The sequence below is a fragment of the Enterobacter sp. MALB-1 genome (assembly GCF_041021625.1).
Classification (GTDB): Bacteria; Pseudomonadota; Gammaproteobacteria; order Enterobacterales; family Enterobacteriaceae; genus Enterobacter; species Enterobacter oligotrophicus.
Genome location: NZ_JBDPJL010000001.1, coordinates 3,862,646 through 3,888,169, shown reverse-complemented (window position 1 = coordinate 3,888,169; position 25,524 = coordinate 3,862,646). Strand labels below are relative to the sequence as shown.

At 53.9% G+C, this 25,524-nt stretch carries 29 protein-coding genes and 1 tRNA gene; 12 read left to right on the top strand and 18 right to left on the bottom strand.

What is annotated here, in order from left to right; all coding sequences use genetic code 11:
* Positions 1 to 95 precede the first annotated feature (95 nt).
* The 9 genes from ridA to arcA all read right to left on the bottom strand — a co-directional run bounded on the left by ridA (position 96) and on the right by arcA (position 7,471).
* Positions 96 to 482 (bottom strand): 2-iminobutanoate/2-iminopropanoate deaminase, encoded by a 387-nt coding sequence (gene ridA / locus ABGB15_RS18645; protein ID WP_008501391.1) that lies wholly within the window; start codon positions 480 to 482, stop codon positions 96 to 98.
* A gap of 73 nt (positions 483 to 555) precedes the next feature.
* Complete coding sequence (pyrI, locus tag ABGB15_RS18640) at positions 556 to 1,017, bottom strand: aspartate carbamoyltransferase regulatory subunit (RefSeq protein WP_215723721.1); 462 nt, start codon at positions 1,015 to 1,017, stop codon at positions 556 to 558.
* 12 nt (positions 1,018 to 1,029) lie between these two features.
* Positions 1,030 to 1,962, bottom strand: a complete 933-nt coding sequence (gene pyrB / locus ABGB15_RS18635; protein WP_215723722.1) for an aspartate carbamoyltransferase — start codon at positions 1,960 to 1,962, stop codon at positions 1,030 to 1,032.
* Positions 1,963 to 1,996: 34 nt separating this feature from the next.
* On the bottom strand, positions 1,997 to 2,101 hold the full coding sequence (locus ABGB15_RS18630) for a pyrBI operon leader peptide (protein ID WP_168927640.1): 105 nt from the start codon (positions 2,099 to 2,101) through the stop codon (positions 1,997 to 1,999).
* Positions 2,102 to 2,201: 100 nt separating this feature from the next.
* Entirely contained in the window at positions 2,202 to 2,681 is a 480-nt protein-coding gene (locus tag ABGB15_RS18625) for an arginine repressor (protein WP_152083269.1), read from the bottom strand.
* A gap of 73 nt (positions 2,682 to 2,754) precedes the next feature.
* Complete coding sequence (locus ABGB15_RS18620; protein WP_152083270.1) at positions 2,755 to 4,158, bottom strand: YfcC family protein; 1,404 nt, start codon at positions 4,156 to 4,158, stop codon at positions 2,755 to 2,757.
* A gap of 45 nt (positions 4,159 to 4,203) precedes the next feature.
* Positions 4,204 to 5,208, bottom strand: coding sequence for an ornithine carbamoyltransferase (argF, locus tag ABGB15_RS18615; RefSeq protein ID WP_152083271.1), 1,005 nt, complete (start codon positions 5,206 to 5,208; stop codon positions 4,204 to 4,206).
* A gap of 120 nt (positions 5,209 to 5,328) precedes the next feature.
* Positions 5,329 to 6,240 (bottom strand): carbamate kinase, encoded by a 912-nt coding sequence (gene arcC / locus ABGB15_RS18610; protein ID WP_215723723.1) that lies wholly within the window; start codon positions 6,238 to 6,240, stop codon positions 5,329 to 5,331.
* Between the two features lie 10 nt (positions 6,241 to 6,250).
* Entirely contained in the window at positions 6,251 to 7,471 is a 1,221-nt protein-coding gene (arcA, locus tag ABGB15_RS18605; protein WP_152083273.1) for an arginine deiminase, read from the bottom strand.
* 674 nt (positions 7,472 to 8,145) lie between these two features.
* On the opposite strand from arcA, the gene ABGB15_RS18600 reads away from it, so the two are divergent.
* Positions 8,146 to 8,598 carry a YhcH/YjgK/YiaL family protein gene (locus ABGB15_RS18600; RefSeq protein WP_215723724.1) on the top strand — a complete coding sequence of 151 codons (453 nt, stop codon included), beginning with the start codon at positions 8,146 to 8,148 and terminating at the stop codon, positions 8,596 to 8,598.
* 66 nt (positions 8,599 to 8,664) lie between these two features.
* Here the strand turns inward: ABGB15_RS18600 and argF (ABGB15_RS18595) are convergent, their stop codons facing one another.
* Both argF (ABGB15_RS18595) and ABGB15_RS18590 read right to left on the bottom strand, forming a co-directional pair.
* Complete coding sequence (gene argF / locus ABGB15_RS18595) at positions 8,665 to 9,669, bottom strand: ornithine carbamoyltransferase (RefSeq protein WP_215723725.1); 1,005 nt, start codon at positions 9,667 to 9,669, stop codon at positions 8,665 to 8,667.
* The gene (locus ABGB15_RS18590; RefSeq protein WP_215723726.1) at positions 9,639 to 9,734 is read right to left on the bottom strand and encodes a hypothetical protein; all 96 of its coding nucleotides are present in this window, start codon (positions 9,732 to 9,734) and stop codon (positions 9,639 to 9,641) included. The genes argF (ABGB15_RS18595) and ABGB15_RS18590 overlap by 31 nt, the downstream gene beginning before the upstream one ends.
* 99 nt (positions 9,735 to 9,833) lie before the next feature.
* On the opposite strand from ABGB15_RS18590, the gene rraB reads away from it, so the two are divergent.
* From rraB to ABGB15_RS18565, 5 genes are all read left to right on the top strand, one after another.
* Entirely contained in the window at positions 9,834 to 10,256 is a 423-nt protein-coding gene (gene rraB / locus ABGB15_RS18585; protein ID WP_152083276.1) for a ribonuclease E inhibitor RraB, read from the top strand.
* A gap of 46 nt (positions 10,257 to 10,302) precedes the next feature.
* Complete coding sequence (gene miaE / locus ABGB15_RS18580; protein ID WP_215723727.1) at positions 10,303 to 11,061, top strand: tRNA isopentenyl-2-thiomethyl-A-37 hydroxylase MiaE; 759 nt, start codon at positions 10,303 to 10,305, stop codon at positions 11,059 to 11,061.
* A 30-nt stretch (positions 11,062 to 11,091) separates the two neighbouring features.
* Positions 11,092 to 11,823, top strand: a complete 732-nt coding sequence (locus ABGB15_RS18575; RefSeq protein WP_152083278.1) for a topoisomerase II — start codon at positions 11,092 to 11,094, stop codon at positions 11,821 to 11,823.
* A gap of 106 nt (positions 11,824 to 11,929) precedes the next feature.
* Positions 11,930 to 12,014, top strand: a tRNA-Leu gene (locus ABGB15_RS18570).
* 163 nt (positions 12,015 to 12,177) lie between these two features.
* Complete coding sequence (locus ABGB15_RS18565) at positions 12,178 to 13,452, top strand: integrase arm-type DNA-binding domain-containing protein (protein WP_252814265.1); 1,275 nt, start codon at positions 12,178 to 12,180, stop codon at positions 13,450 to 13,452.
* A 16-nt stretch (positions 13,453 to 13,468) separates the two neighbouring features.
* Here ABGB15_RS18565 and ABGB15_RS18560 read toward each other — a convergent pair whose 3' ends face one another.
* The 5 genes from ABGB15_RS18560 to ABGB15_RS18540 form a co-directional block, all read right to left on the bottom strand.
* Entirely contained in the window at positions 13,469 to 14,341 is an 873-nt protein-coding gene (locus ABGB15_RS18560) for an SIR2 family protein (RefSeq protein ID WP_252814263.1), read from the bottom strand.
* Positions 14,338 to 15,345, bottom strand: a complete 1,008-nt coding sequence (locus ABGB15_RS18555; RefSeq protein ID WP_369064263.1) for a ParA family protein — start codon at positions 15,343 to 15,345, stop codon at positions 14,338 to 14,340. The genes ABGB15_RS18560 and ABGB15_RS18555 overlap by 4 nt, the downstream gene beginning before the upstream one ends.
* A gap of 330 nt (positions 15,346 to 15,675) precedes the next feature.
* Positions 15,676 to 16,242, bottom strand: a complete 567-nt coding sequence (locus ABGB15_RS18550; protein WP_369064262.1) for a phage polarity suppression protein — start codon at positions 16,240 to 16,242, stop codon at positions 15,676 to 15,678.
* 16 nt (positions 16,243 to 16,258) lie between these two features.
* Entirely contained in the window at positions 16,259 to 16,504 is a 246-nt protein-coding gene (locus tag ABGB15_RS18545; RefSeq protein WP_114260546.1) for an ogr/Delta-like zinc finger family protein, read from the bottom strand.
* The gene (locus ABGB15_RS18540) at positions 16,501 to 17,238 is read right to left on the bottom strand and encodes a glycoprotein 3 (protein ID WP_369064261.1); all 738 of its coding nucleotides are present in this window, start codon (positions 17,236 to 17,238) and stop codon (positions 16,501 to 16,503) included. Before ABGB15_RS18540 ends, ABGB15_RS18545 begins: the two co-directional genes overlap by 4 nt.
* A 538-nt stretch (positions 17,239 to 17,776) precedes the next feature.
* Here ABGB15_RS18540 and ABGB15_RS18535 point away from each other — a divergent pair.
* Genes ABGB15_RS18535 through ABGB15_RS18515 form a run of 5 tightly spaced genes read left to right on the top strand, consistent with a single transcriptional unit; the run spans position 17,777 to position 21,480 of the window.
* Complete coding sequence (locus ABGB15_RS18535) at positions 17,777 to 18,043, top strand: helix-turn-helix transcriptional regulator (RefSeq protein WP_369064260.1); 267 nt, start codon at positions 17,777 to 17,779, stop codon at positions 18,041 to 18,043.
* A complete protein-coding gene (locus ABGB15_RS18530; RefSeq protein WP_369064259.1) occupies positions 18,040 to 18,591 on the top strand; it encodes a host cell division inhibitor Icd-like protein in 552 nt (183 codons plus the stop codon). Before ABGB15_RS18535 ends, ABGB15_RS18530 begins: the two co-directional genes overlap by 4 nt.
* Positions 18,588 to 18,815 (top strand): hypothetical protein, encoded by a 228-nt coding sequence (locus ABGB15_RS18525; RefSeq protein WP_369064258.1) that lies wholly within the window; start codon positions 18,588 to 18,590, stop codon positions 18,813 to 18,815. Before ABGB15_RS18530 ends, ABGB15_RS18525 begins: the two co-directional genes overlap by 4 nt.
* Complete coding sequence (locus ABGB15_RS18520) at positions 18,812 to 19,132, top strand: DUF5375 domain-containing protein (RefSeq protein WP_369064257.1); 321 nt, start codon at positions 18,812 to 18,814, stop codon at positions 19,130 to 19,132. The genes ABGB15_RS18525 and ABGB15_RS18520 overlap by 4 nt, the downstream gene beginning before the upstream one ends.
* Positions 19,133 to 19,146: 14 nt before the next feature.
* Positions 19,147 to 21,480 (top strand): primase-helicase zinc-binding domain-containing protein, encoded by a 2,334-nt coding sequence (locus ABGB15_RS18515; protein WP_369064256.1) that lies wholly within the window; start codon positions 19,147 to 19,149, stop codon positions 21,478 to 21,480.
* Positions 21,481 to 22,001: 521 nt separating this feature from the next.
* On the opposite strand, the gene trpS is transcribed toward ABGB15_RS18515, so the two are convergent.
* Together trpS and ABGB15_RS18505 are read right to left on the bottom strand one after the other, a co-directional pair.
* The gene (gene trpS / locus ABGB15_RS18510) at positions 22,002 to 23,003 is read right to left on the bottom strand and encodes a tryptophan--tRNA ligase (RefSeq protein WP_215723026.1); all 1,002 of its coding nucleotides are present in this window, start codon (positions 23,001 to 23,003) and stop codon (positions 22,002 to 22,004) included.
* 193 nt (positions 23,004 to 23,196) lie between these two features.
* Complete coding sequence (locus ABGB15_RS18505; RefSeq protein ID WP_215723027.1) at positions 23,197 to 24,207, bottom strand: LacI family DNA-binding transcriptional regulator; 1,011 nt, start codon at positions 24,205 to 24,207, stop codon at positions 23,197 to 23,199.
* 185 nt (positions 24,208 to 24,392) lie between these two features.
* Here ABGB15_RS18505 and ABGB15_RS18500 point away from each other — a divergent pair, with 185 nt between their 5' ends.
* Positions 24,393 to 25,481, top strand: coding sequence for a cellulase family glycosylhydrolase (locus ABGB15_RS18500; RefSeq protein ID WP_215723028.1), 1,089 nt, complete (start codon positions 24,393 to 24,395; stop codon positions 25,479 to 25,481).
* Positions 25,482 to 25,524: the final 43 nt, after the last annotated feature.

Genomic DNA, 25,524 nt, shown 5'->3' with positions numbered 1-25,524 from the left:
TAGAGAGGGACCAGCGGGGAAGTCATGCTGTTACGAGGAGAAAAAAAGTCGAAAAAAAAGGCAGCGCAGGCTGCCTGTTTGCAAATGAAACCGACTTAGCGACGAACGGCGATCGCTTCGATTTCAATTTTCACGTCTTTTGGCAGACGCGCCACTTCCACGCAGGAGCGCGCCGGGAAGGTGGCATTGTGTTCGGTAAAGAATGCTTCGTACGTGGCGTTAACGGTGGCGAAATCGTTCAGATCTTTCACGAACACGGTAGTTTTCACGATATCGCCCACTTTCAGGCCAGCGGATTCGACGATTGCCTGCACGTTTTCCAGCGACTGACGCGCCTGCGCTGCCACATCTTCCGGCACAGCGCCAGTTTTTGGGTTAACCGGGATCTGGCCTGAAGTGATGATCATGCTGCCCAGATCGACGCCCTGAACGTATGGGCCGATAGCGGCTGGTGCATTTTCCGTCGCGAGTACTTTGCTCATGTTTTCTCCAGAATAACAGCGTTAAGAATGTTCCCGGCCATTATAACAGCCGGGATTTCATTACCAACCTCAATTAGTTGGCCAGCACCACATAATGAGAAAACTCTTTTTCGCAGTATTTGCATTTGAGTGCGATGTCATCGGCGCGTTTTTTCACTGCAAAACTGGATGAAACCGGCTCAGCATGACTGATGCAGTTGCTGTTCGGGCAGACCAGCACGCGCTCGATGCGCTCCGGCAGGCTCGGACGGGATTTACCCACCACGTCGTAATCGTCGATGCGGTTAACCGTGGCGTCCGGTGCGTACAGCGACAGCTGGTTCACCTGCTCGTCAGTCAGGAAGGTATTCTCGATTTTAATCAGGTCCTTGCGGCCCATTTCGCCCGACGGCAGGTTCAGGCCGATGGTGATGCGCTGGTCGGTTTCGGTCAGTTTGAACAGCGTCAGCAGCTTAAAGCCGACCTGCGCAGGGATGTGGTCAATCACGGTGCCACGCTTGATGGCTTCAACCTGGAGTTTGTTATCGTGTGTCATGGTCGTCTCCCCTTACAGAGCTAATTCGCGATTCAGAACCAGTGCCAGTAACGCCTGGCGGGCAAAGATGCCGTTTCCGGCCTGCTGGAAGTACCAGGCGTGCGGCGTTTTATCCACATCTGTTGTGATCTCATCAATGCGCGGCAGCGGGTGCAGCACCTTCATGTTGCTACGTGCGCCTTCAAGATCGCTGGCGCGCAGCACAAATTGTGCCTTCACGTTGGCGTATTCGGACGGGTCCAGACGCTCTTTCTGCACGCGAGTCATGTAGAGAATATCCACGTTGCCCATCACCTCTTCGATGCTGGCATGCAGGCTCCACGCAATGCCTTTCTCGTCCAGCATATCGAGAATGTACTGCGGCATCGCCAGCGCGTCCGGGGCGATGAAGAAGAAGCGGTTGCCGTTGAACTTTGCCAGCGCCTGGGTCAGCGAGTGAACGGTACGGCCATACTTCAGGTCACCGACCATCGCGATGTTCAGGTTCTCAAGCATGCCCTGAGTTTCCTGAATGGTGAACAGATCCAGCAGCGTCTGCGTCGGGTGCTGGTTAGCGCCGTCCCCGGCGTTGAGCACCGGAATGCCGCCAGAAAACTCCGTCGCCAGACGCGCCGCGCCCTCCTGTGGATGGCGCATCACAATGGCGTCAACGTAGGTGCTGATAACCGAAATGGTATCCGCCAGGGTCTCGCCTTTTTTACCCAGCGACGTATTGCTGCTGTCCGAGAAGCCCACCACGCTCGCGCCCAGGCGGTGCATGGAGGTTTCAAAGGAGAGGCGCGTGCGGGTGGAGGCTTCGAAGAAGCAGCTCGCAATCACCTTGTGCTTCAGCAGCTCCGGTTGCGGATTCGCTTTCAGTTTTGCCGCGGTTTCCAGAACCAGTTCCAGCTCTTCGCGGCTGAGGTCGTTTATGGAAATGATGTGTTTTTGATAAAGCGGATTCATGTTTATCTCCTGACGCCGGGCAAAAAAAAGCCCCTCAAATGAGGGGCTCTGGGAATAGATTGTGCAACGGGAAGAAAAACGGCAGGCCAGCGTCTGATTTCAGACGCGGTAAGACGATATGTCGTACACGCTTGACCATGCTTCCTCCCGGCAAATTGTCGGGCATTATACGCACCCCGACGTTCGGATCAAGCGATTTAATGCACACTTTACTCAATGCAAACGGTTCTTTGTGAATATTAATGCGTTCTGAGTAAATAATTAATTTGTTTATGCACCAGCGCGGTGCGCTTAACGAAACGAGGCGCAACCCAGACAATACTGCTTCCGGCAACCACGCCTAAAATTTCCGGTAACTGGTGATAATCCAGAATTCGCGCTACCGCACGGCCATATCCGGCGACGGTATGGATAAGGATAAATTCGCTATTATGCTCCACGCTGACCACCATTTCGGAAACGGTACGCGCGGCATCGGGGGCAGGGCGCAGCTGAGGATTCAGCGAATAAATCTTTAGCCCTTTGGCATTTCGAATTTTTATGACGCCGAGCAACTTGAGCAGACGTGAAACGGTGGACTGGCTGATGGTCTCAAAACCATGCTCCTGCAGGTCGCGGCGGATCTCTTCCTGAGAGAGATAACTCTTTTCCGCGATCAGACGCTGGCAGACCGTCAGCTGTAGCTGTTCTTTTGGAGAGTAATCACCATATTCCGTCATAACTATTTCCCATGTAAGTGGCTGAAAAAACGCCCGGTGGCGCGACGCTTACCGGGCCTACAACTTCAAAATGTCACAACAACGCCCCCAGGCTTAATGCCACCATAATCACCACCGTCAGGATCGCCAACAGCGGCGCGACCCACTTCAGATAACGCACGTAGGGCACGCGGGCGATAGCCAGCCCGCCCATCACGACGGCAGAAGTAGGAGTGATCAGGTTAACAATACCGGACGCCGACTGGTAAGCCGTAACCACCAGGTCGCGGTTGACGTTAGCGAAATCGGCAAGCGGTGCCATGATCGGCATCGTCAGAACGGCCAGGCCGGACGAAGAAGGCACAAGGAATGACAACACCACTTCCAGCCAGTACATCACGTTGATAAACGCCACCGTCGACAACCCGGTGACCATCCCCTCAGCGCTGTGCAAAATGGTGTGGGTAATCATGCCCTTATCCATGATCACTACGATACCGCGCGCGATGCCGATAATCAGCGCGACGCCCAGCAAATCTCGCGCGCCGTTGATAAAGGTTGAGGTTAGCTCCTCTTCGCTCATGCGGGCGATCAGGCCGACGATAATCGCGCTGGCAAGGAACACCGCCGAGATCTCCGCCATCCACCAGCCCAGCACCGCTACGCCGTAGATCATCACCGCAAAGGCGAGGGCGAAAATCACGAGGATGAGTTTGCGCACCGGGGTAAATTCCAGCGACTGCTCGCCTTTGTTGCCGAGGAAATGGGCGAGGTTTTCTTCCTGTTTGTCCGCGACGATGGAGAGCGACGGATCGCGGCGCACTTTACGGGCGTAACGCATGACCCACGCCACGCAGATTACCCAGCCGATTACCAGCAGCGCCACGCGCAGGGCGATGCCATTGGTAAAGGGAATACCAGCGGCGTTGGCGGCGATGACGGTGGCGAACGGATTGATGGTCGAGCCGAGCGTGCCGATCCCCGCCCCGAGCAGCACCGTAGATGCCGCGACAACCGGATCGAACCGCGCGGCCAGCATCACCGGTACGAGTAACGTATAGAAAGGTAGCGACTCTTCGGCCATGCCGTAGATGGTGCCGCCTGCGGCAAACAGCGCCATCAGGATCGGGATCATCCACTCTTCGCGGCCGCGTAACCGCGTGGTGACGCGCTCGATCCCGGCGTCAATCGCCCCTGTTTTAGTGACGATCCCGAGAAAGCCCCCGATGATGAGGATAAACAGCGCCACGTCGATCGCCCCGGCCTGGCCGGACTCCGGATCGTACAGCCCGGCAATCGGTGCCATCAGCACGGAAACCAGCCCCTGCGGGTGTGCCGCCACGTGCGCATAAGTACCGGCAACCGGCACTTCTTTACCGAGCGCCTCGTTCATCGCCATATGGTACTGCCCGGCCGGAACAATCCATGTCAGCACAGCAACAACAGCAATCAGAAAAAAGAGAATGGTGTAAGCGGAGGGAAATTTGAACTTGCCCATGATGTTCTCCTGAACCCGGCGCACCAGTGGCGCGCCGGGCGGTGGTTAGTCGCCGAGTGTCGCCACCATGACCGCTTTAATGGTGTGCATGCGGTTCTCTGCTTCGTCGAAAACGATAGAGTTCGGTGATTCAAAGACCTCTTCCGTCACTTCCAGCCCTTTCAGGCCGTAGGCTATTTCGATTTCGCGGCCCACTTTGGTGTGCTCGTTGTGGAACGCTGGCAGGCAATGCATGAACTTGACGTTCGGGTTGCCGGTGGCTTTCATCACCTCTGCGTTGATTTGATACGGCTTCATCAGGCTGACGCGTTCGGCCCAGGCCTCTTTTGGCTCGCCCATAGAGACCCACACGTCGGTGTAGAGGAAATCAGTTCCCTGCACGCCTTCTTCCACGTCGTCGGTGAGAGTGATACGTGCGCCGGTCTCTTTGGCGATGGCGCGGCACTGTTCCACCAGCCCCGCTTCCGGCCAGAAGGATTTCGGCGCGACGAGGCGGATATCCATGCCCATTTTGGCCGCGCCGACCATCAATGAGTTGCCCATGTTGTTGCGCGCGTCACCCAGGTAGGCAAAGCTCAGCTCCGGCAGGGTTTTGCCCGGTGCGTGCTCCAGCATGGTCATCAGGTCCGCGAGGATTTGGGTCGGGTGGAATTCGTCTGTCAGGCCGTTCCACACCGGCACGCCCGCGTACTCGCCCAGCTCTTCAACGATGGCCTGGCCGTAGCCGCGATACTCGATGCCGTCATACATACGTCCCAGAACGCGGGCAGTGTCTTTCATCGACTCTTTATGGCCGATCTGCGATCCGCTTGGGCCGAGGTAGGTCACCTGCGCACCCTGGTCAAACGCCCCCACTTCAAAGGCGCAGCGGGTGCGGGTGGAGGTTTTTTCAAAGATCAGGGCGATGTTTTTCCCGACCAGGGTTTGCTTTTCACGTCCGGCTTTTTTGGCGGCCTTCAGCTCAATGGCGAGGTCGATCAGGTACTGGATCTCTGCCGGGGTGTAGTCCAGCAGTTTCAGGAAGTTACGGTTTTTCAGGTTAATGGCCATGGGTAAATCCTTTTTAAAATTTAGCTGTTTGATGCCCTCACCCCGACCCTCTCCCAAAGGGAGAGGGGAGCTTACATTCCCTCTCCCTTTGGGAGAGGGTTAGGGTGAGGGGAAAACGACTCAGTTACGAATCAACGTGCCTTTCTCGCCCGCCAGGATCTCCGCGCCGTCCGCCAGCGCGCCTATCCCGGCAATGCCGTTGCAGGCTTCAACAAACTCGCGGCAGGCGGCCACTTTCGGCCCCATCGAACCCGCGTCGAACTGCATCTCTTTGAGCAGTTCCGGCGTGACCTGCGCCAGCGGTCGCTGGGTCGGTTTGCCCCAGTCGAGGTACACCGCGTCGGCATCGGTGAGGATCAGCAGAGCGTCTGCCTCTATCTGGCGCGCCAGCAGTGCGGCGGAGAGATCTTTATCGATCACCGCCTCAATACCGTGGTAGCCGCTGGCGTTTTCCACCACCGGTACGCCGCCACCACCGTTGCAGATCACCAGATGGTCGCGCTGGATGAGTGCCGTGATGGCATCGCTCTCGACGATGCGTTTCGGCTGCGGAGAGGGCACCACGCGGCGGAAATAGCTGCCGTCGGCCTTGAATACCCAGCCTTTTTCCGCGGCCAGCGTTTGGGCCTGCGTTTCGCTGTAGACCGGACCAATGTATTTGGTCGGGTTGCTGAATGCCGGGTCGGCGGCGTCCACTTCCACCTGGGTGAGCAGCACGCTCACCTCGCGCTGGGGCAGATTGTTTTTCAGCGCCTGCTGGAGCATGTAGCCGATCATCCCCTGGCTTTCGGCACCGAGGATATCCAGCGGGTACGGGGTCACTTTGTCGTAGGCGCTGTTTTGCAGCGCCAGCAGCCCGACCTGTGGTCCGTTGCCGTGAACCAGCACTACGCGCCACTGTTCCGTCAGCCCGGCGATAGTGCGGGCGGCCAGCGCAATGTTCTGGCGCTGGATCTCCGCTTCCAGCGGCTCGCCGCGTTTGAGCAGGGCGTTACCGCCGAGTGCCACAACCAGAGTGGGTTTTCGTTCCATGATGGCTCCTTTAAATTCCGTCACGTTCCAGTGGGCAGCTCATGCAGCGCGCGCCACCGCGCCCGCGTCCCAGCTCATCGCCTGGAATGGGCAGCACGGTAATGCCCGCTTTGTCGTACTTCTCGTTGGTCCAGACGTTGCGCTCGTAGCCGATCACCACGCCCGGACGGATGGTCAGGACGTTGTTGGCGTCGTTCCACTGTTCGCGTTCGGCTTCAAAGGCGTCGCCGCCGGTGGTGATCAGGCGGACCTGATTAATGCCGAGCGCTTTTTCGATGGCGTGCAGCAGGTCGGCTTCCTGGGTACGTTGCAGGCCACCGCGTCCGTCCGGGGTGAGCGTCCAGCACTGGGCGTCTTTGCGCACCACTTCCGGGTAGACGGAGAAGGTATCTACGTCGATGTGGGTCATGACGGTGTCGAGGTGCATGCAGGAGCGGTGTTTTGGTAGCTCAACGGCAATTACGCGCTCGGCCTGGCGATGTTTGAACAGGCTGTTAGCGAGGAATTCCACACCCTGTGGCGTCGTGCGTTCAGACATGCCGATTAATACCGCGCCACGGCCAATTACTAATACGTCGCCGCCTTCTAAGGTGGCGTGATCGTAATTAATATTCTCGTCACCGAAATATTTAATAAAATCACCGTCAGCAAACGCCGGATGCCAGCGATATATTGCACGCAAATTATTGGTTTCACGCTGACGCGCAGGTTTGGCCATTGGGTTAATGGAGACACCGTTATAAATCCAGCAGGAAGTATCGCGGGTGAATAAATGATTAGGCAGCGGCTTCATAATAAAATCATTCGCCGTGTGGGTATCAACCACCATATTTTTAATCGCGGCAGGAATTTCGCCGTAGGTTAATCCGCCGCTTAAACGACGCGCCAGTTCGCGGTGTGACATATCCGCCAGCCAACTGCGAACGTCAGCGGCAAAGGTCGGCCCGAGACGATAATCAGAGATCTGTGTCTCCAGTAACCAGGCTTTAGCCTCCGCAATATCAAGCGTTTGTGTCAGAAGGTCGGTCAACAACAGGACTTCCACACCCTGCTCGCGCAGCGTGTTTGCGAAGATATCATGCTCTTCACCCGCCCGTTCAACCGAGAGCACATCATCAAATAACAGCTCCTGACAGTTCGACGGGGTTAACCGTTTCAGACTTAAATTTGGGCGATGCAGCATAACGCTACGCAATTGACCAATTTCAGAACCGACGTAGTGCTTTTCCATAATTATTCCTTTGACTTTTTTCAGAATAAAAAGGGCATGCGCCATGTGTGTATGTTTATTTCATGGCGGCTAAGCTCAATTGATTTCAGGGCCAATACTAGGCGGTTAAATAATTCGTATTGTGATGTTGCTCACGCAGAAATGGATATTAAGCGGTTTGTTTTCATTTGCATGATTCGCATCAGATAATGATTAATTTAATATTAATGGCAGGTGAATAGCTAAGCAGGATTTGTTTGCATTATTTGTGTTTGTTATTATTTTGTAGAATTTAATGTTTTGAAATATTCAGTTAACCTATTGATTTTGAATAATTAAGTTAAGGTGCGGGAATGACTATGCAATTATCGCAATTAACTATTTTTGACTTAAGGGAAATCAATAAATAATTATGGGTTTAAAGCGCAAATTACCAAAATGACAAAATGTGAAGCGGTAGCGGTTTTTGTTGTTAAGGCTTTTAATTCAATGAGTTAAAACTTCCGACTGGCGAGTGCAGGCAGATGTTATGCATAACCACTGCATAATTGCCCGCGAGGGGTTAACAGCGTATTAACACATTTTTCGATAAACATGCGCTTGCGCAAAACTGTTCTAAAAAGGAGTGGTATGGCAGCCTGAATTCTCGTATAAAAGACAAAAATGAAACAATGTTTTATATTGAGGGTTTAATCATGATTGTTGGCAATATCCACCATCTGCAGTCCTGGCTGCCACACGAGCTGCGTCAGGCCATTGAGCATGTCAAAGCACACGTCACCGACGCCACACCGCTCGGTAAACACGATATCGACGGCAACAACCTGTTTTATCTGGTTTCCGAAGACATGACTCAACCGTTTGCCGAACGTCGCGCCGAGTACCACGCGCGTTACCTGGATATTCAAATCATTATGCAAGGCCAGGAAGGGATGACCTTCAGCACCCTGCCGCATGGCACGCCGGACACCGACTGGCTGGCGGACAAAGACATCGCGTTTCTGCCGGAAGGTGAGCAGGAGAAAACCGTGGTATTAAGCGAAGGGGATTTTGTGGTGTTCTGGCCGGGCGAAGTGCACAAACCGCTGTGTGCGGTGGGCACGCCTGCGAAGGTGCGTAAAGTTGTGGTGAAGATGCTGATTAGCTAAACGGGTTTACTCCCTCTCCCTGTGGGAGAGGGCCGGGGTGAGGGCACCAGCGCGCAGAGGAGTCCATTACTCCCCGAGCGTCGCCACCATCACCGCCTTAATCGTATGCATCCGGTTTTCTGCCTGGTCGAACACAATGCTCGCCACCGATTCAAACACCTCATCCGTCACTTCCATCCCGCCATGCAGATCAAACTCCTTCGCCATCTGTTTGCCGAGCGTGGTCTGGTCGTCATGGAACGCAGGCAGACAGTGCAGGAACTTCACATTCGGGTTGCCGGTCAGCGCCATCATCTGTGCATTCACCTGATACCCGCGCAGCAGCGCAATCCGCTCCGCCCACTTCTCTTTGGCCTCGCCCATCGACACCCACACGTCGGTATAGATGAAGTCTGCACCCTTCACGCCCGCCGCCACGTCTTCCGTCAGGACGATCTTCCCGCCGTGTTTCTCCGCCAGCGCGCTGCACTCCGCCACCAGGCTCTCTTCCGGCCAGCAGGCCTTCGGGGCCACCAGGCGCAGATCCAGCCCGGTCAGCGCCGCCGCTTCCAGCATCGAGTTGCCCATGTTGTTACGCGCATCGCCCGCATAAACCAGCGTCATCTCGTTAAACGCCTTGCCCGGCAGGTGCTCCTGCATGGTCAGCAGGTCTGCCAAAAGCTGCGTCGGGTGGAACTCGTTGGTCAGCCCGTTCCACACTGGCACGCCCGCATACTGCGCCAGCGTTTCAACCACTTCCTGACCGTGACCGCGATACTGAATACCGTCGTACATCCGGCCCAGCACGCGCGCGGTGTCTTTAATTGACTCTTTATGCCCAATCTGGCTGCCGCTCGGCCCTAAATATGTAACGCGTGCGCCCTGGTCAAATGCGGCAACTTCGAAAGAGCATCGTGTACGGGTTGAGTCTTTTTCGAAGATGAGCGCGATATTTTTACCGGTAAGTTTTTGTACTTCCTTGCCATTTTTCTTATCAGCTTTTAGCTGTGCGGCAAGGGTCAGCAGAGAAGTGAGCTGTGCAGGGGTAAAATCGAGCAATTTCAGAAAGTGTTTCTTGTACAGATCAGACATTTTATCCTCACATGGCAAACGCCACTTATTGAATTAAAATTCACTTTATATGTGTAATTATTCATTTGCAACCCCGTTTCACAAATCTTTCTAACAAAGGTGGAGGCAAACACATCCGTGTGTGAAAATAGAAGTATCTGCCGCACTTTAAAGAGGAATGAGCCATGGCAAACCCGGAACACCTGGAAGAGCAACGCGAAGAGACGCGTCTGATTATTGAAGAACTGCTGGAAGACGGTAGCGATCCGGACGCGCTGTACACCATCGAGCACCATTTCTCTGCTGACGATTTCGACGCGCTGGAAAAACTGGCGGTAGAAGCGTTCAAACTGGGTTACGAAGTGACCGAGCCGGAAGAGCTGGAAGTGGAAGAGGGTGACACCGTCATCTGCTGCGATATCCTGAGCGAAGGCGCGCTGAACGCGGAACTGATTGACGCCCAGGTCGAACAACTGATGAACCTGGCCGAGAAGTTTGACGTGGAGTACGACGGCTGGGGAACCTACTTCGAAGATCCGAACGGTGAAGACGGCGACGAAGACGACGAAGATTACATCGACGAAGACGACGACGGCGTGCGTCACTAAGCGATTCAGGCGGTGGCGATGGCCACCGCTTTTTCAAGGCAGAACCATGGATTACCCGCAGATACTTGCCCCTGTTCTTAACTTCCTCCAGTGCCCGACCCCGCAAGCATGGATTGATAAAGCCCGCGACCCGGCTAACCTGCCGCTGCTGCTCACCGACCACATGGTGTGCGAGCTCAAGGCCGCGCAGACCGCGCTGCTGCTGGTGCGTAAATACGTCGCCGACGAGAGCGGTGCCGATGCGTTGCTCGACTGGCTCAAACCCTACGAAGCCTTCACCTTCCGTGAAGGGCCGGAGCCGGATTTCATCACCCTGCATAAGCAGATTGGCAAAAGCGTGATGCCTAAAACTGACGACCCGTGGGGCCAGCAGCTTATCGACAGCATGGTGCTGCTGATAAAAGAAGAGCTGCACCATTTCTGGCAGGTGCGCGAGGCGATGCTGGCACGCGACATTCCGTACGTCAAAATCACTGCCAGCCGCTACGCCAAAGGGATGCTGAGGGAAGTGCGCACCCACGAACCGCTGACGCTCATCGACAAACTCATCTGCGGGGCGTACATCGAAGCCCGCTCCTGCGAACGCTTCGCCGCTCTGGCCCCGTTCCTCGACGACGAGCTGCAGAAGTTCTATCTCTCACTGCTGCGCTCGGAAGCGCGCCATTATCAGGACTATCTGACACTTGCCCAGCAGGTGAGCGGCAACGATATCTCACATCGGGTGCAGCATTTTGGCGAAATTGAAGCCACACTTATCTCAACACCGGACAACGAGTTTCGCTTCCACAGCGGCGTGCCGGTGTAAACCGGCATAGCGAAAGGATAAGGATGCGAGATGAATAAAACGTGGACCCGTATTGTCGTTGTCACCGTCCTGGCCGCCGCCGTGGCGTTCTGGGTGTACTTCGACAAACAACGCCAGCAGCAAACCCCCGAACAGCAGCTTGATTCGACCCTCAACGCGATGCCCGCCTGGCAGGTGATTAAAGAGCAGGAGCCCGCGTTCCAGAAGCGCATCCGCGAGCAGATCCTCACCATGCAGAAGATGGGCGAGTCCGAGCAGCACATCATCGACGTGATCCAGCCGCAGATCCTGACGCTACAAATGTCGCGTCTGCAGCACGCTCCGGACGCCAACGTGGTGGATTATATGAAGGCCAATATGGAGCAGACCGCCGCTATACAGAAGGTAAGTGATGATGCTTGTTTCCGTTTCCTCTATCCGGCAGTGAAGGGGGGCGTCAACCCGATGCGCGTGCTGGATAAACAGATGATGGCCCGCCGCATGCAGGCCGACGCCGACATGATGCGCGCCGCCTACGGCAAAAACCGCCACACCGTGACCCCGGCAGAACGTGAAGCCGCCGTGACGACCGTCCGCCCGATTATGAAAGAGCTGGCCGACAAGTACGGCGAAGACATCCAGCTGCTGCAGATGCCGGAGAACGCGGTGGGCAAAGAGAAGCTCTCCTGCGATATGGTACAGGAGATGTGGGCGAAGGTACTGAAGCTACCGGAGCAGAAAGCGGCAGGCGTGATTCGGCTGGCGGTTTCCGAGCTGGACTGACGAAGGGCGCTGGTTTTTTGGGCACTTAGCGCGGGTTTAGCGCGTCGCCGCTTGCATGGCGGCGCGCGACAGGTATAATCCAGAACGTTTCCGCATCCCCTTCAGTGCCGAAGTGGCGAAATCGGTAGACGCAGTTGATTCAAAATCAACCGTAGAAATACGTGCCGGTTCGAGTCCGGCCTTCGGCACCATTAGTACTTCCAAGACCATCCGAGAAAGTCCAATTATCCCTTTAAAATCAGTGCTTGCAGCGTTTTTTTCATCCTGAGTCGTCCGAGGTTGTCCGTTGAAATCCGGATGTCATTGGGGGCATAATTGGGGGCATCTTAACTTCGATTAGAAATGTGCCCCCAAATGAAGCTCAACGCCAGACAGGTCGAGACCGCAAAGCCAAAAGATAAAACCTACAAAATGGCCGATGGCGGCGGTTTGTATCTCGAGGTGTCGGCCAAGGGTTCTAAATACTGGCGCATGAAGTACCGACGCCCCTCTGACAAAAAAGAGGATCGCCTCGCTTTTGGTGTTTGGCCAACTGTGACGCTTGCTCAGGCAAGAGCAAAGCGCGACGAAGCTAAAAAGCTGCTAGTGCAGGGTATCGACCCTAAAGCTGAACAGAAAGAAGCTCAGGCCGAGAATTCGGGGGCATACACCTTCGAAACCATTGCTCGCGAATGGCACGCCAGTAACAAGCGATGGAGTGAAGACCATCGATCGCGCGTTCTTCGCTATCTTGAGCTTTATATCTTCCCTCATATCGGTTCGTCCGACATTCGCCAGCTCAAAACCAGTCAGCTGTTAGCCCCGATTAAAAAGGTTGATGCCAGTGGCAAGCATGATGTTGCTCAGCGCCTGCAACAGCGTGTCACAGCCATAATGCGTTACGCCGTACAGAATGATTACATCGACTCAAATCCAGCCAGTGATATGGCCGGTGCGCTATCGACAACCAAAGCGCGACATTACCCCGCTTTACCCTCCAGCCGGTTCCCAGAGTTTCTTGCTCGTCTTGCTGCTTATCGTGGCCGTGTAATGACACGGATCGCGGTCGAGCTTTCCTTACTAACTTTTGTGCGTTCCAGTGAGCTACGTTTCGCGCGTTGGGATGAGTTCGACTTCGATAAATCTCTTTGGCGTATACCTGCAAAACGAGAAGAAATCGAAGGCGTGCGTTACTCGTATCGTGGCATGAAAATGAAAGAGGAACATATTGTTCCTCTTAGTCGGCAGGCTATGGCTTTGTTAGAGCAGCTCAAGAAAATTAGTGGCGATAAAGAGCTGCTGTTTCCGGGGGATCATGACGCAACCAAGGTTATGAGTGAAAACACGGTAAACGGTGCATTGCGTGCGATGGGCTATGACACGAAAACCGAAGTTTGCGGGCATGGATTTAGAACAATGGCGCGTGGGGCACTGGGGGAGTCAGGGCTATGGAGCGATGATGCTATTGAGCGTCAGTTGAGCCATTCGGAGCGCAACAATGTACGTGCTGCATATATTCATACTTCTGAGCATTTGGATGAACGTCGATTGATGGTTCAGTGGTGGGCTGATTATATTTATAGTAATTCTAATGGCTACATATCACCATTCGATTTTGCTAAGTCTGCCCCCTCATTTAAAAATATATGAATGAGGGGGGGGGGGATTACCAATTCATATTCTCCTTTAATTCAACTCGTGCAATCTCAACTTGTTGGACTAAATTTTTTAAACTATCAATTAATTCTTGATGGCTACCTTTACTTGTTTTGTAAACAAGCATGTTGACATTTAATGTTTTTTCGATAACAGGCATCATGTCTTTATGAATACTCTTGTCTGAAACAACCATATAGTGTGGTTTTACGGCATTATGTTTGAAAAATGCATCTTCAAGCAGCAATCTGATATCCGGATCATTTGCCCCACATCCTATAAATAGGAATGTGTGTGTTAATCCTAATGCATTAAGTATTTCATAAAAGTCTCTGTGCTGCGATCTTGCACTGGCGTAATCCGTCCTAGAAAAAATTAATTTTGAGGTGTTATCAATTGTACCGTGAATCTTCAAAACGACCCTGCCGCTATCTTTCACGGCAGAAACTATATCTGTATCATAATAGTTCCGTACACTTACCGTGCCTTCCGTTTCTCTTATCGCAAAAGTTTCATAAATTTTATCAAAATTTGGAGTGACTACAATTCTACAATCCAACTTGAATAAAAGCTCGTGTATTTCTGCTTTAGTATACTGTGGGGTTAAAAATGCACTCTTAGCTATGTGGTCGAATTTACCTTTTGCTAATTTTGACTTGATTAGTTCACAGGCCGTTAAGTAATCTTCATTTTTAATTAGTTTTTTTATTTGGGTTGAAGAAGCCGCATTCAATTCCGGCAAACAGTTTTCCAAAAACTCCTTCCAACTTGGAGGCCTGACTCCTCCGTTACCAGTGCTATTCATTGACACACCTGCGCCAAGGAAAAGAATGCATTTTCTTCTGGCTAGATCAGATATTAAAGCTTCATCCCAATTTATCATGGTTTAACTGCCTCAATATTTTTTAGGATATTTGAGCAAATGCTGTCAAATAATTTCTTAGCGTCATTTACTTTTGAAAAATGTGACCCCACGACACCATCTTTATTCTTAAGGCAAAAAATAGGTGCGTTGGCCAGTTGTGATAATGGAATTAGGCTATACATGTTTTCAATTTGACCTAGTTCAAAATCAATATTTTTATTGTGAGAGTAGTTTGCCACTATTTCCGTCTTTATAATTTTAGGGACTTTTAATGCTATTTTTTCATAAGCATTAACTTTGACTTTCTCACCTCGTACTGTTTTCCCTCGGTATTGCTGCATTGCATAACCTAAAAATTGCAAATTACACTCTAGACTTTCATTTCCAATTGTAAATTCTTCCCCTTCTTCGCTCATATGGTTTTTTAAGCCAGTTTTAATACCATTCATCCAATTCTTTAATGACAGATTAATGTTGTTTAATGCCAGCAAACTAAACATGTCAACTGACATCGGAATTATGAAATAATCGCACGATATAATTATTGCTCTATTCAAAGCACCTAAGGATGGACCAACGTCATATAATACATAATCATAGTCGTTATATAGTGAGGAGAGATGAGAGAAGACAAATGTTGTTTGCATGCCTCGAGGTTTCCCAGCCACTGCTGGATCCCAATCGGATGCTAAAAAATCTTCGCTCAGAGCTAATTTGGGGTCTCCTGGTATTAGATCAAATCCAAACCTACTTGTTTTGATAGGGACTATTCTTTCCGAAGCATATCCTTTTCCTCGACGCACGGGGTTTAAAAAATGCTCGATAGTAATTCGTTTTTCATTGCTATATATTTGAGATATCTTCTGCTCACCTAAACAATACGAAGTGGTATTACATTGAGGGTCAGCGTCAACGACCAGAACCTTTTTGTTAAGTTCCAAACTTAAATAGGCAGCAACATTACACAGCAATGTGGTTTTACCGACACCACCTTTGTTATTAAAAAAAACTATGCTTTCCATAACTTTTCCCGTTTTTAGATTTACCCCCTTTAGGGGCTTAACTTTGGAAGATTGGTTTCATACTAATTGGTTAATGTTATCAAAGATTACATTAAATCTATAATGTCTTAAGTAAATTGTCAGTTGCAATAGCGCGCAATGCTCTCCCCGCCACGCCTGCCCGCTTAAGGGGCCGCTTTTAATGCAGGTGCAAAGGCGGCCTCAGGCCGCGCCGGGACTGGCGCTGGTCGGGAGTACAGGAGCGGGAAAACGCATGCAAAACCATGCACCCTTTGGATGCATGGCTTAATTCGGGAAAAAAGGCGGGAATTATGGGGATTTTTTGACAGGTTACTGCTCGGCCAGTTCGGCGCGTCGACGGGTGTAAATCATGTTCTGTGCAGGGGTGAATTTTTCACGATTATCATCCCGCGAAGGCGCGTCAGGCCTGTATCCGATGGCCGTTAAAATATCGCTGTCCTGTGCAGAATAATTAATGTCATTTCCTGCGGTCAGCCAGACGGAAAGGGCTTCACGGAGATATGCCATCGAACGGTCAAGCGCGCGGTTTTTTATCATCGCGGGCTGGTTTTTAATCTCCATCAGCTCCGGTGCCAGAGCGGCGGCCATCTCTGCGCCGTTCTGCTGCATAAAATCATGCAGCCGGTTACGGATGCTGATGCGCTGTACCTCCTCATGCGAGAAGATGTAGCGACCGGCGGCCTGATTAACTTCCCACTTTTTTACGTCAATCAGGTCGCGCAGCGACTGTAATCTGCGGGAGCCTGATGCATTGTCATCCAGCAATAATTCCTGATATTCCTGCACTGCGGCGGCCAGTTCGGTTTTACGGTTCAGCCACGCGGTTTTGTTCGTCTGACAGGCTTCATAGGCCTGCTGTAAGGTCAGGGTGGTCACGGGTTGTCTCTCCTGATTAATGGCGGAACGGCGAGCTGTAGCAGCCTTTTACCCGACGGGGTGCCACGGGGACTGTCGGCACCGGCGCGGGTTTCTCATCGATGACCGGCGAACGTATCACTTCAAAGATGGACTCATGCGTTTTGAATGTCGCCGAGCAGTGCACATTCTGGCACTGCAGGTAACTTTCTTTGACGCTGTCAGACATATAGCGGCTGGTGCGAACGTGGGCCGCAGTGCGGCAGAAAGGACAGCGCATCATGACAGTAACCCCCGTGCTTTAAGGTTGGCTTCACGTTCCCGCATTTTTTCCTGCCAGACTTTCCGCTGAACGGGTGTGGCCGCAACGTCATACTCCATATGCGGCAGCGTGGAGGCCGACAGCCCTGTTTTAAACAGCACCGGTTCATCGGTCAGACGGATATTGCAGCCTTTCACCGCCTGCTCAAGCCGGTCTTTTACCTGCTGCATAACGGTCTGCTCCGGCTCAATATATCCCTGATGCCCGGTGGTATTGGCAAGCGGGTTATTCAGAACCAGTATGTTGAGCTTCATTGCCCTGACCAGCGCGCTACAGGTGTCACGCAGGGCAACATCAAGCTCATGCTCTGCATACTGGCTGAGGACGCTGTGATGTGCCTGACGATACGCTCTGGCCGTCCGGTCGCAGGCTCCCTTAAGGCTGTCCAGCTCGAAAGACAGCACCTCAGCCATATTGTCACATTCCTGCGCCAGTTCCCGCCGTGCCACGCGCGCCAGATGGCGTTGTTTCAGCTCGTCGGTAATGACAGCACCACCGGCACGAAAGGCGGCGCGCCATGCGCCGGAGTCATTGCCGTTTTCCTGCTCCAGTTCCTTTTTTTGTGCTTTCACCTGGCTGATGGCCGCCGTGGTTTCATTCATGCATCGGGCACTGGTGAGATGCGCTTCTCTGGCCGTCTCAAGACGCTCCATTGCGGGTTTAAGGTAGTCGGGAATAACAGCAGTCTGAGTCATGTCGGGTCTCCTCTTCGTTTCAATCTGAGGAGATTCTGCCGCGCCAGACACAACAACACGATTCATTGCCGTTGTGGCAAAAATGGCACAAACAGACCTTAAAACCCGGCTGGCCAGAGAAAAGTCTCAGGAAAACCTTACTCACTGTTTGTTTTTTTACTTATAACTATTCACTACTGTTCACTGAAAAGAAAAAGATAAGTAATACAGTGAGATAAAGGGTGAACAGTTGAGGGTGTAACTGTTCACCGACTGTTCACTACTGTTCACCTTTCTGATTTTGACTGACCAGCTTGCTTAGACTTTATTTCGATTAAAAAATAAAAATATATAAATAAAAGTAATCAACGGTTTGCCATTTTGTTATCAGAGATTGTCAACGATTGTCACTGTTTGCCACTGTATAAAAATCGCTCTGTTGTGTGGTGAAGCACTACAAAATGACTTGTTGCCCTGAGGGGAAATATTCACAAAATAGAGAGCTACCCGAAGCCGGACGGACACGACCGGCATTGTATGGACTTTGTGAGGTAGCCCGATGCACACCGCTTTTTCTTTCCCGTCTTCTGCCCCTGCCGCGCCGCTGATGCCGGTGTCTGATGCCGTTCAGGAGCGCTTTATCCGCCTGCCTGAAGTGATGCATCTGTGCGGCCTGTCCCGGTCAACCATTTACGACCTCATCAGCCGCGAGGCTTTCCCGAAACAAATCAGCCTGGGCGGAAAAAACGTGGCGTGGGCGCAGTCTGAAATCACCGAATGGATGACTGACCGCATTGCCGAACGCAACCGGGGCTATGACGCATGATGATGACCGTTCAGCAAACAGCCCCTTTTTCTGGCTTGCTTCTTTTCGCCGTTTCCAGGTATAGTTTCCCCGCTGTCGCAAAATCGGCAGCCGGGCGTAGGAACCCGTGTAATTCACAGGCGACAACAGACGCGCCATGCGTCTTTTTTTACGTCGTTGCTCAGGCACACCCATTTTTCGGGCTGTGGTGCTTATCCCATAGCCCTTGTCAGATAATGGTGGTCCGGGCGGGGCAGCCTTCGGGCTGGCCGGTATTCTGTGAAGCCGGTATTCCTACCCCCGTTCGGGTCACCACCCATGAGCGTAGGAACTCCGGTGGTGGCAATAACCGCTATTCACAGGAGGTTGCCCTTATGGCTACGACCCTCACCCCGTCACACCCGCAGTATGTCTTTGTGTTTGCCGCCGTTCGTCGCGCAGACCGTAAACCCCGTATCTGTATGCTTCGCACCATTGCCGGTGATGAACACGCCGCACGTCTTTCCCTCGTTCGCGATTACGTCCTCTCGTTCGCTGGCCGTCTGCCGGTTGCTGAGGTGCACGCATGAGAAATACCACCATTACCGCCCGTGACCTCGAATGCCTTGAGCATATGCGCAACGTCGGCCAGCTCGTCGGCGACCTGATGCAGGTGCAGGACTGCACGACCGTGCGCCGTGACCCTGCGCAGCAGTTACAGCTCACCTCCGTGATTTACCTTATGACCGCACAGCTCGACGGCGTGGTCGAACGCTGCAATCAGCACTGGCTGACCGGGGAGGGCAACGTATGAAAAAGCCATTACCGCCCGTATTACGTGCTGCACTTTATCGCCGCGCCGTGGCCTGTGCGTGGCTGACCCTGTGCGAACATCAGTGCCGCTATCCACACATCACCCTCGACGCGCTGGAAAGCGCCATTGCTGCCGAGCTGGAGGGCTTCTATCTGCGCCAGCACGGCGAGGAAAAAGGCCGTCAGATTGCCTGTGCACTGCTGGAAGATTTAATGGAAGCCGGGCCACTGAAAGCCGCGCCGTCACTGTCCTTTCTCGGGCTCGCGGTGATGGATGAACTTTGCGCCCGTCACATCACATCGCCTGTACTGCACTGAGGGAGAAAATAACAATGAAAATGAACGTAACGGAAACCGTAAAACAGGCGTGCGGCCACTGGCCGAACATTCTCCCGGCGCTGGGTGTGAAGGTCATTAAAAACCGCCATCAGCCCTGCCCGGTATGCGGCGGCTCTGACCGTTTCCGCTTTGACGATAAAGAGGGGCGAGGCACATGGTTCTGCAACCAGTGCGGCGCAGGTGACGGGCTTAAGCTGGTTGAGAAGGTATTCGACGTTTCTGCCTCAGAGGCCGCCCAAAAGGTGAATACTGTCACCGGCAATCTGTCACCGGTTGACCCGGAGGTGATTGCAGCCGCAGAGACTGAAACCGATGCCGACCGTAAAGCGGCGGCCGCGCTGGCCACGAAACTGATGGAGAAAACCCGACCGGCCACCGGCAACGCCTACCTTACCCGCAAGGGCTTCCCCGCTCTGGAATGTCTGACGCTCACCGCCCAGCATAAAACCGGCGGCGTGACGTTCCGCGCCGGTGATGTGGTGGTGCCGCTGTATGACGGTACGGGTGTACTGGTTAACCTTCAGCTTATCAATTTTGACGGTCTCAAACGCACGCTGAAAGGCGGTCAGGTCAAAGGGGCATGTCATATCATTGAAGGGAAAAAACAGGCAGGAAAACGTCTGTGGATAGCGGAGGGTTATGCGACCGCACTCACCGTCCATCACCTGACCGGCGAAACCGTCATGGTGGCGCTGTCCTCCGTGAACCTCCTTTCTCTGGCGAGCCGTGCCCGACAAAAACACCCGGCCTGTCAGATTGTGCTTGCCGCCGACCGTGACCTTAATGGCGACGGCCAGACAAAAGCCGCAGTGGCCGCAGAAGCCTGTGAGGGCATTGTTGCCCTGCCGCCGGTGTTTGGTGACTGGAATGATGCGTTAATGCAGAAAGGCGAAGAGGCGACGCGGAAAGCGATTTATGACGCCACTCGGCTACCGGCGCAAAGCCCGTTCGACACCATGAGCGAGGCGGAATTTACCGCCATGAGCGCCAGCGACAAGGCGATGCGGGTGCATGAGCATTACGGCGAAGCGCTGGCTGTGGATGCGAACGGCCAGCTCCTGTCCCGCTATGAGGAAGGTATATGGAAAATCATCCCGACGTCGGATTTTGAGCGCGATGTGGCCGGGCTGTTCCAGCGACTGCGCGCCCCGTTCTCGTCGGGGAAAATCACCTCCGTGGTCGACACCCTGAAACTGGTTATTCCGCAGCAGGCCGCCCCTGCACGGCGTCTGATTGGTTTTCGCAACGGCGTACTTGATACCGCCACCGGCATATTCAGCCCACACCATCAGTCACACTGGCTGCGCACGCTCTGTGATGTCGATTTTACCCCGCCGGTGGAGGGCGAAACGCTGGAAACCCATGCGCCTGATTTCTGGCGCTGGCTCGACCGTGCCGCCGGTGGCAGACCGGAAAAACGCGACGTGATACTTGCCGCCCTGTTTATGGTGCTGGCTAACCGCTACGACTGGCAGCTCTTTCTTGAGGTGACCGGCCCCGGTGGCAGTGGCAAAAGTATTCTGGCCGAAATTGCGACCATGCTTGCCGGGGAAGATAACGCCACATCGGCCACCATCGAAACGCTGGAATCACCCCGCGAACGCGCTGCGCTGATTGGCTTCTCGCTGATACGCCTGCCTGACCAGGAAAAATGGAGCGGTGACGGGGCAGGACTTAAGGCCATCACCGGCGGGGATGCGGTCTCGGTAGACCCGAAATACAAGGATGCGTACTCCACCCATATTCCGGCGGTGATTCTGGCCGTGAACAATAACCCGATGCGCTTTACCGACCGCAGCGGCGGCGTTTCCCGTCGCCGGGTGATTCTGCATTTTCCGGAACAGATTGCCCCGGAGGAACGCGACCCGCAGCTTAAGAACAAAATCGCCCGCGAGCTGGCCGTGATTGTGCGCCAGCTAATGCAGAAGTTCAGCGACCCGATGACCGCCCGCACCCTGCTCCAGTCACAGCAAAACTCCGACGAGGCGCTCAGTATTAAACGCGAAGCCGACCCGACCTTTGATTTTTGTGGTTACCTTGAAGCGCTGCCGGAGCCTGAGGGGATGTATATCGGCAATGCCAGCATTATTCCGCGTCAGCCGCGCCTGTATCTGTATCATGCCTATCTGGCGTATATGGAAGCCCACGGCTACAAAAATACACTCAGCCTGACCATGTTCGGCAAGGGACTGCCTGCCATGCTGAAAGAGTACGGGCTGAGTTATGAAAAGCGCCGTAAAAATCAGGGCATACAGACCAATCTCGCGCTAAGGGAAGAAAGCAACGCCGACTGGCTACCGAAATGCGATGACCCCATAGCGAAATAACCTGACCTGACCGGCAATTGCCGGTCTTTTTTTACCTGCGAAAGGCAAAAGTGAACAGTAAAGTGTTCACTGTTCACCAACCGTTCACCGCATAAGTGATTGAATATGATGAATAAAAAACCTTAGTGAACAGTGTGAACAGTTTTTCCAAAAAAAAGTTTTTTTCTGTTCTGGTTTGGATCCGTGCAACGGATCCAAACCGAATAGAAGATTTGTTATCTTTTCCCAGATAAACCAAATAGTTGAGCTTAAAAACATCAAAATAAATGGTGGGGGCACAAAAGGGGGGCACCTCGAAGTATTTTTTGTATTTTTTTATTGTTTTTCATTGTGTTAAATGATGATTTGAGTCCGGCCTTCGCAATCTACTTTGATTGTTATAAGGAATTTTTAACAAGCACTATATTCAACATTAGTGACAGGGCTATCACTTAACGAATCCTTATGATGCCCAGTATGCTTAGCTAATGTCGTCCGGCGCTTCAGCTTGCGGGGCCGATAAAACCCACGCAACCCATTGCTCAAAACACCGGCACCCCCAGCCCCAATTTCAACTCCCTCAACGTCGCCTGCGTCACCCCCTGCGCCCGTTCCGTCCCGCGCTTTAGCATCGCCATCAACTCCCCCTTATCCTGCATGTACATCGCCCGACGCTCCCGCATCGGTGCAATCAGTTCCTGCAAACACGCTTCCAGCTCGTTCTTACACGCCCGGTCGCCCAGCCCGCCCGCCTGATAATGCGCCTTCATCGCCGCGACTTTCTCCTTGTCCGGATGAAACGCGTCGAGCCAGGTAAACACCACGTTCCCCTCAATCTGCCCAGGGTCGCTCACCTTCAGATGCTTTGGGTCGGTGTACATGGCGCTGACCGCACGATGAATGGTCTCCTCGCTGGCCGAAAGATGCAGCGTGTTGCCCAACGATTTCGACATCTTGGCGCTGCCGTCGATGCCGGGCAGGCGACTGGTGTCGCTCAGCATCGCCTTACAGTGGCGCAGCACCGGGGCGGGTAGCAGGCTGTTCATCTTGTGCACAATCTCGTTGGTCTGCTCAATCATCGGAAGCTGGTCGTCGCCGACGGGCACGCACTCGGCCTTAAACGCGGTGATGTCCGCCGCCTGGCTGATGGGATAGGCCATAAACCCGACCGGCAGCGAGCGGGCAAAGCCTTTCTGCGCAATCTCGTTTTTCACCGTCGGGTTACGCTCCACGCGGGCGACGGTGACGATGTTCATATACAGCATCGTCAGCTCGGCAAGGGCGGGCAGGGCGGACTGCAGGCAGATGGTGGTCAGGTTCGGGTCGATGCCCGCGGCGAGGTAGTCGGCCAGCACTTCGGGGATGTTGTCGCGAATTTTTTGCGGGTTGCTGCCGTTGTCGGTCAGCCCCTGAAGGTCAGCAATCAGCACAAACTGCTTATGCGTTTGCTGGAGCGCCACGCGCTGGCGCAGCGAACCGACGAAATGGCCGAGGTGCAGCGGACCGGTTGGGCGATCGCCGGTGAGGATGGTTTGCGCGTTCATAAAGACTCCTTAATGTGCAATTGCCGAAAGGGGTCTTAAAATGTAAAAGCCGCCTTTCGGCGGCTATCTGAAAATGGGGAAAACAACTCCATGCCGCCTTTAAGAAGGCAGCCACCAGCGGTTCACGGTGAGTACGGCGGAGTGTGTGTTCATTAAATTAACCTATCACGCCTGAGCGCAGGGGTAAAGCGACTCAGGTCTGGTTGCTTGAGGCGCGCACCTTCAGCCTGCCCGCCAGCGTCACGTGCGTGGCGGCATCTTCCTGATTGCACAGATACTCCACCGCCAGTCGTCCCAGCTCACTGTAAGGGAGCTGGATACTGGTTAGAGACGGAGTGAGCTGCTCGGAGATCTTCTGGTCATCGTAGCCCGCCAGCAGCATGTCCTGCGGGATACGAACGCCGTTCACCGCCAGCGCCTGATAGCAGCCAATCGCCAGCCAGTCGCTGGCGCAGAAGATGGCATCCGGTCGTTCGTCCAGCGCCAATAGCGCCGTGGTGGCGGTAAAGGACTCGCTAAACTGCCAGTTGGTCTGGCGTACCAGACTCTCATCACAGGCTAAACCGGCCTGTTGCAGCGCGGCCTGGTAGCCTGCCAGCCGCTGGCGGGAGGCCTCCATCCAGCTTTCACCAGTGATATGGGCGATGCGCGTCGCGCCGCAGGCGATGAGATGTTTCGTTACCTGAAAGGCGTTGGCGTAGTCGTCCGGAATAAACGACGGCAGCAGCGGCGAGCCGGGGTCGCGCTGGTTCAGTAATACCAGCGGAATGCGGGTGCAGTCCTGGAATTCAGTCATATCGACCAGCGTGGTGACGGGGGAGGCGAGGATAATCCCCACGCAGTTGCGTTTCTCCAGCTGGCGGATAATATTCAGCGCCAGCTCAATATCATCGCCGTAGTCGTATACAGTGAGCAGGGATTCGTTGCGCCATGCGGCTTCCCGCGCCTGGCTGATGGCGTCGATAAACGGATCGTAGCTCTGTAACGAGCTGACCAGCAGGGCGATCTCTTCCTGGTTGCGCGGGGCGTGAATGGCGGGAAGGCGGTCGTAGCCGAGTTCAGTGGCGATGCTGATGACTCGCTGGCGCGTGTCGTCGCTGAGCTTGATGTTGCGGGACTGGTTGAGCACCAGCGATACCGTCGCCTGCGATACCCCCGCCGCCCGCGCAATATCGTTCATCGTGACTTTGGTCTTTCGCTTCATCCGTCTTCTCCCTCTTGCGAAAGCGCATCATACCCTAACTGGTCGCCGACGCGCCGCCGATCACGTTTCTTATTCGCCAGAGCATAAACTTTGTGAGGACCGTCGCTTTTCTTAGCAACGCAATTTGCTCATTTATAATGCAACTAATATTTATTAGCTAAACATTATCAGTGAGAGAAGATGCAATGAAAGAGCAATGGAGCAAAGCGCAGGCGCAGGCGTGGTATCAACAAAAAGGCTGGCTGTGCGGGTTTAACTATCTGCCGTCGACGGCGGTGAACTGGACGGATATCTGGCAGAAAGAGACCTTCGATGCCGAAACGATTGACCGGGAGCTGGGTTGGGCGGCGGAGGCGGGCTATAACACCCTGCGCATTAACCTGCCGTTTATCGTCTGGGAGCACGACCGTGACGGCCTGATGGCGCGCATTAATCAATTTTTGGCGATCGCGGATAACCACGGGTTCAGCACCATGCTGACCCTGATGGACGACTGCGGATTCTCAGGCGATGAACCGTATCTGGGGCCACAAAAGCCACCGGTGCCGGGCAAACACAACAGCCAGGCGGCAGCGAGCCCAGGTCGCGATAAAGTGTGCGATCGTAACTGCTGGCCAGAAATTGAGCGCTATATTCGCGATGTTGTCCGCCAGTTCCGCGACGATAAGCGCGTGCTGCTGTGGGATCTCTACAACGAGCCAGGCAACCGCGGCATTTTTGCGAGCGGCACGGAAGAGGTGCTGTATGACGAAAAGCTGGAGACCTGCGCGCACGAACTGATGAAGCAGGCGTTCCGCTGGGTACGCGAAGAAGATCCGGTTCAGCCGCTCACCGTCTGTGCGTGGCGTCTGCCTGCGGAAGAGGAAGGTGAGACGTTTTATCAGCATCCGCTGGACCAGACCGCTCTGGAACTGTCGGACGTGGTGAGCTATCACGCCTACACCAACACCGGACGCATGACGGCGATTATCCAGCAGTTGCAGGCGCTGGGCCGCCCGATCTTCTGCACCGAATGGCTGGCGCGTCATGTGGGCGGCACCATCGAAGAGCAGCTTCCGCTGATGTATATGGCGAAGGTCGCGCCGTATCAGTGGGGGCTGGTGCGCGGAAAAACCCAGACCTGGCTGCCGTGGCCGGTAGTGATGAAAGGGTCCACGGACTACTGCCGCCTGTGGTTCCACGACGTATTCGAGGAGAACGGTATTCCGTTCTCGCGTAGCGAAATCGCGCTGATGCAGAAACTCCGTAAGATCGCCCCGAAAGCACAGGGCTAATCATAACGACCCGGCGGGCTACCGTCGGGCAACCAGGCAGGCA

Coding starts and splice junctions, on each gene's coding strand:
- arcA (WP_152083273.1), bottom strand. CDS start 7,471: ATGGAAAAGCACTACGTCGGTTCTGAAATTGGTCAATTGCGTAGCGTT.
- pyrB (WP_215723722.1), bottom strand. CDS start 1,962: ATGAATCCGCTTTATCAAAAACACATCATTTCCATAAACGACCTCAGC.
- trpS (WP_215723026.1), bottom strand. CDS start 23,003: ATGAACGCGCAAACCATCCTCACCGGCGATCGCCCAACCGGTCCGCTG.
- ABGB15_RS18560 (WP_252814263.1), bottom strand. CDS start 14,341: ATGATAAATTGGGATGAAGCTTTAATATCTGATCTAGCCAGAAGAAAA.
- ABGB15_RS18575 (WP_152083278.1), top strand. CDS start 11,092: ATGAATAAAACGTGGACCCGTATTGTCGTTGTCACCGTCCTGGCCGCC.
- ABGB15_RS18540 (WP_369064261.1), bottom strand. CDS start 17,238: ATGACTCAGACTGCTGTTATTCCCGACTACCTTAAACCCGCAATGGAG.
- ABGB15_RS18555 (WP_369064263.1), bottom strand. CDS start 15,345: ATGGAAAGCATAGTTTTTTTTAATAACAAAGGTGGTGTCGGTAAAACC.
- pyrI (WP_215723721.1), bottom strand. CDS start 1,017: ATGACACACGATAACAAACTCCAGGTTGAAGCCATCAAGCGTGGCACC.
- ABGB15_RS18590 (WP_215723726.1), bottom strand. CDS start 9,734: ATGAATAATTACACATATAAAGTGAATTTTAATTCAATAAGTGGCGTT.
- ABGB15_RS18600 (WP_215723724.1), top strand. CDS start 8,146: ATGATTGTTGGCAATATCCACCATCTGCAGTCCTGGCTGCCACACGAG.
- ABGB15_RS18565 (WP_252814265.1), top strand. CDS start 12,178: ATGAAGCTCAACGCCAGACAGGTCGAGACCGCAAAGCCAAAAGATAAA.
- arcC (WP_215723723.1), bottom strand. CDS start 6,240: ATGGAACGAAAACCCACTCTGGTTGTGGCACTCGGCGGTAACGCCCTG.
- rraB (WP_152083276.1), top strand. CDS start 9,834: ATGGCAAACCCGGAACACCTGGAAGAGCAACGCGAAGAGACGCGTCTG.
- ABGB15_RS18520 (WP_369064257.1), top strand. CDS start 18,812: ATGAAAAAGCCATTACCGCCCGTATTACGTGCTGCACTTTATCGCCGC.
- ABGB15_RS18625 (WP_152083269.1), bottom strand. CDS start 2,681: ATGACGGAATATGGTGATTACTCTCCAAAAGAACAGCTACAGCTGACG.
- ABGB15_RS18630 (WP_168927640.1), bottom strand. CDS start 2,101: ATGGTCAAGCGTGTACGACATATCGTCTTACCGCGTCTGAAATCAGAC.
- miaE (WP_215723727.1), top strand. CDS start 10,303: ATGGATTACCCGCAGATACTTGCCCCTGTTCTTAACTTCCTCCAGTGC.
- ABGB15_RS18515 (WP_369064256.1), top strand. CDS start 19,147: ATGAAAATGAACGTAACGGAAACCGTAAAACAGGCGTGCGGCCACTGG.
- ABGB15_RS18535 (WP_369064260.1), top strand. CDS start 17,777: ATGCACACCGCTTTTTCTTTCCCGTCTTCTGCCCCTGCCGCGCCGCTG.
- ABGB15_RS18620 (WP_152083270.1), bottom strand. CDS start 4,158: ATGGGCAAGTTCAAATTTCCCTCCGCTTACACCATTCTCTTTTTTCTG.
- argF (WP_152083271.1), bottom strand. CDS start 5,208: ATGGCCATTAACCTGAAAAACCGTAACTTCCTGAAACTGCTGGACTAC.
- argF (WP_215723725.1), bottom strand. CDS start 9,669: ATGTCTGATCTGTACAAGAAACACTTTCTGAAATTGCTCGATTTTACC.
- ABGB15_RS18545 (WP_114260546.1), bottom strand. CDS start 16,504: ATGATGCGCTGTCCTTTCTGCCGCACTGCGGCCCACGTTCGCACCAGC.
- ABGB15_RS18530 (WP_369064259.1), top strand. CDS start 18,040: ATGATGATGACCGTTCAGCAAACAGCCCCTTTTTCTGGCTTGCTTCTT.
- ABGB15_RS18500 (WP_215723028.1), top strand. CDS start 24,393: ATGAAAGAGCAATGGAGCAAAGCGCAGGCGCAGGCGTGGTATCAACAA.
- ridA (WP_008501391.1), bottom strand. CDS start 482: ATGAGCAAAGTACTCGCGACGGAAAATGCACCAGCCGCTATCGGCCCA.
- ABGB15_RS18505 (WP_215723027.1), bottom strand. CDS start 24,207: ATGAAGCGAAAGACCAAAGTCACGATGAACGATATTGCGCGGGCGGCG.
- ABGB15_RS18525 (WP_369064258.1), top strand. CDS start 18,588: ATGAGAAATACCACCATTACCGCCCGTGACCTCGAATGCCTTGAGCAT.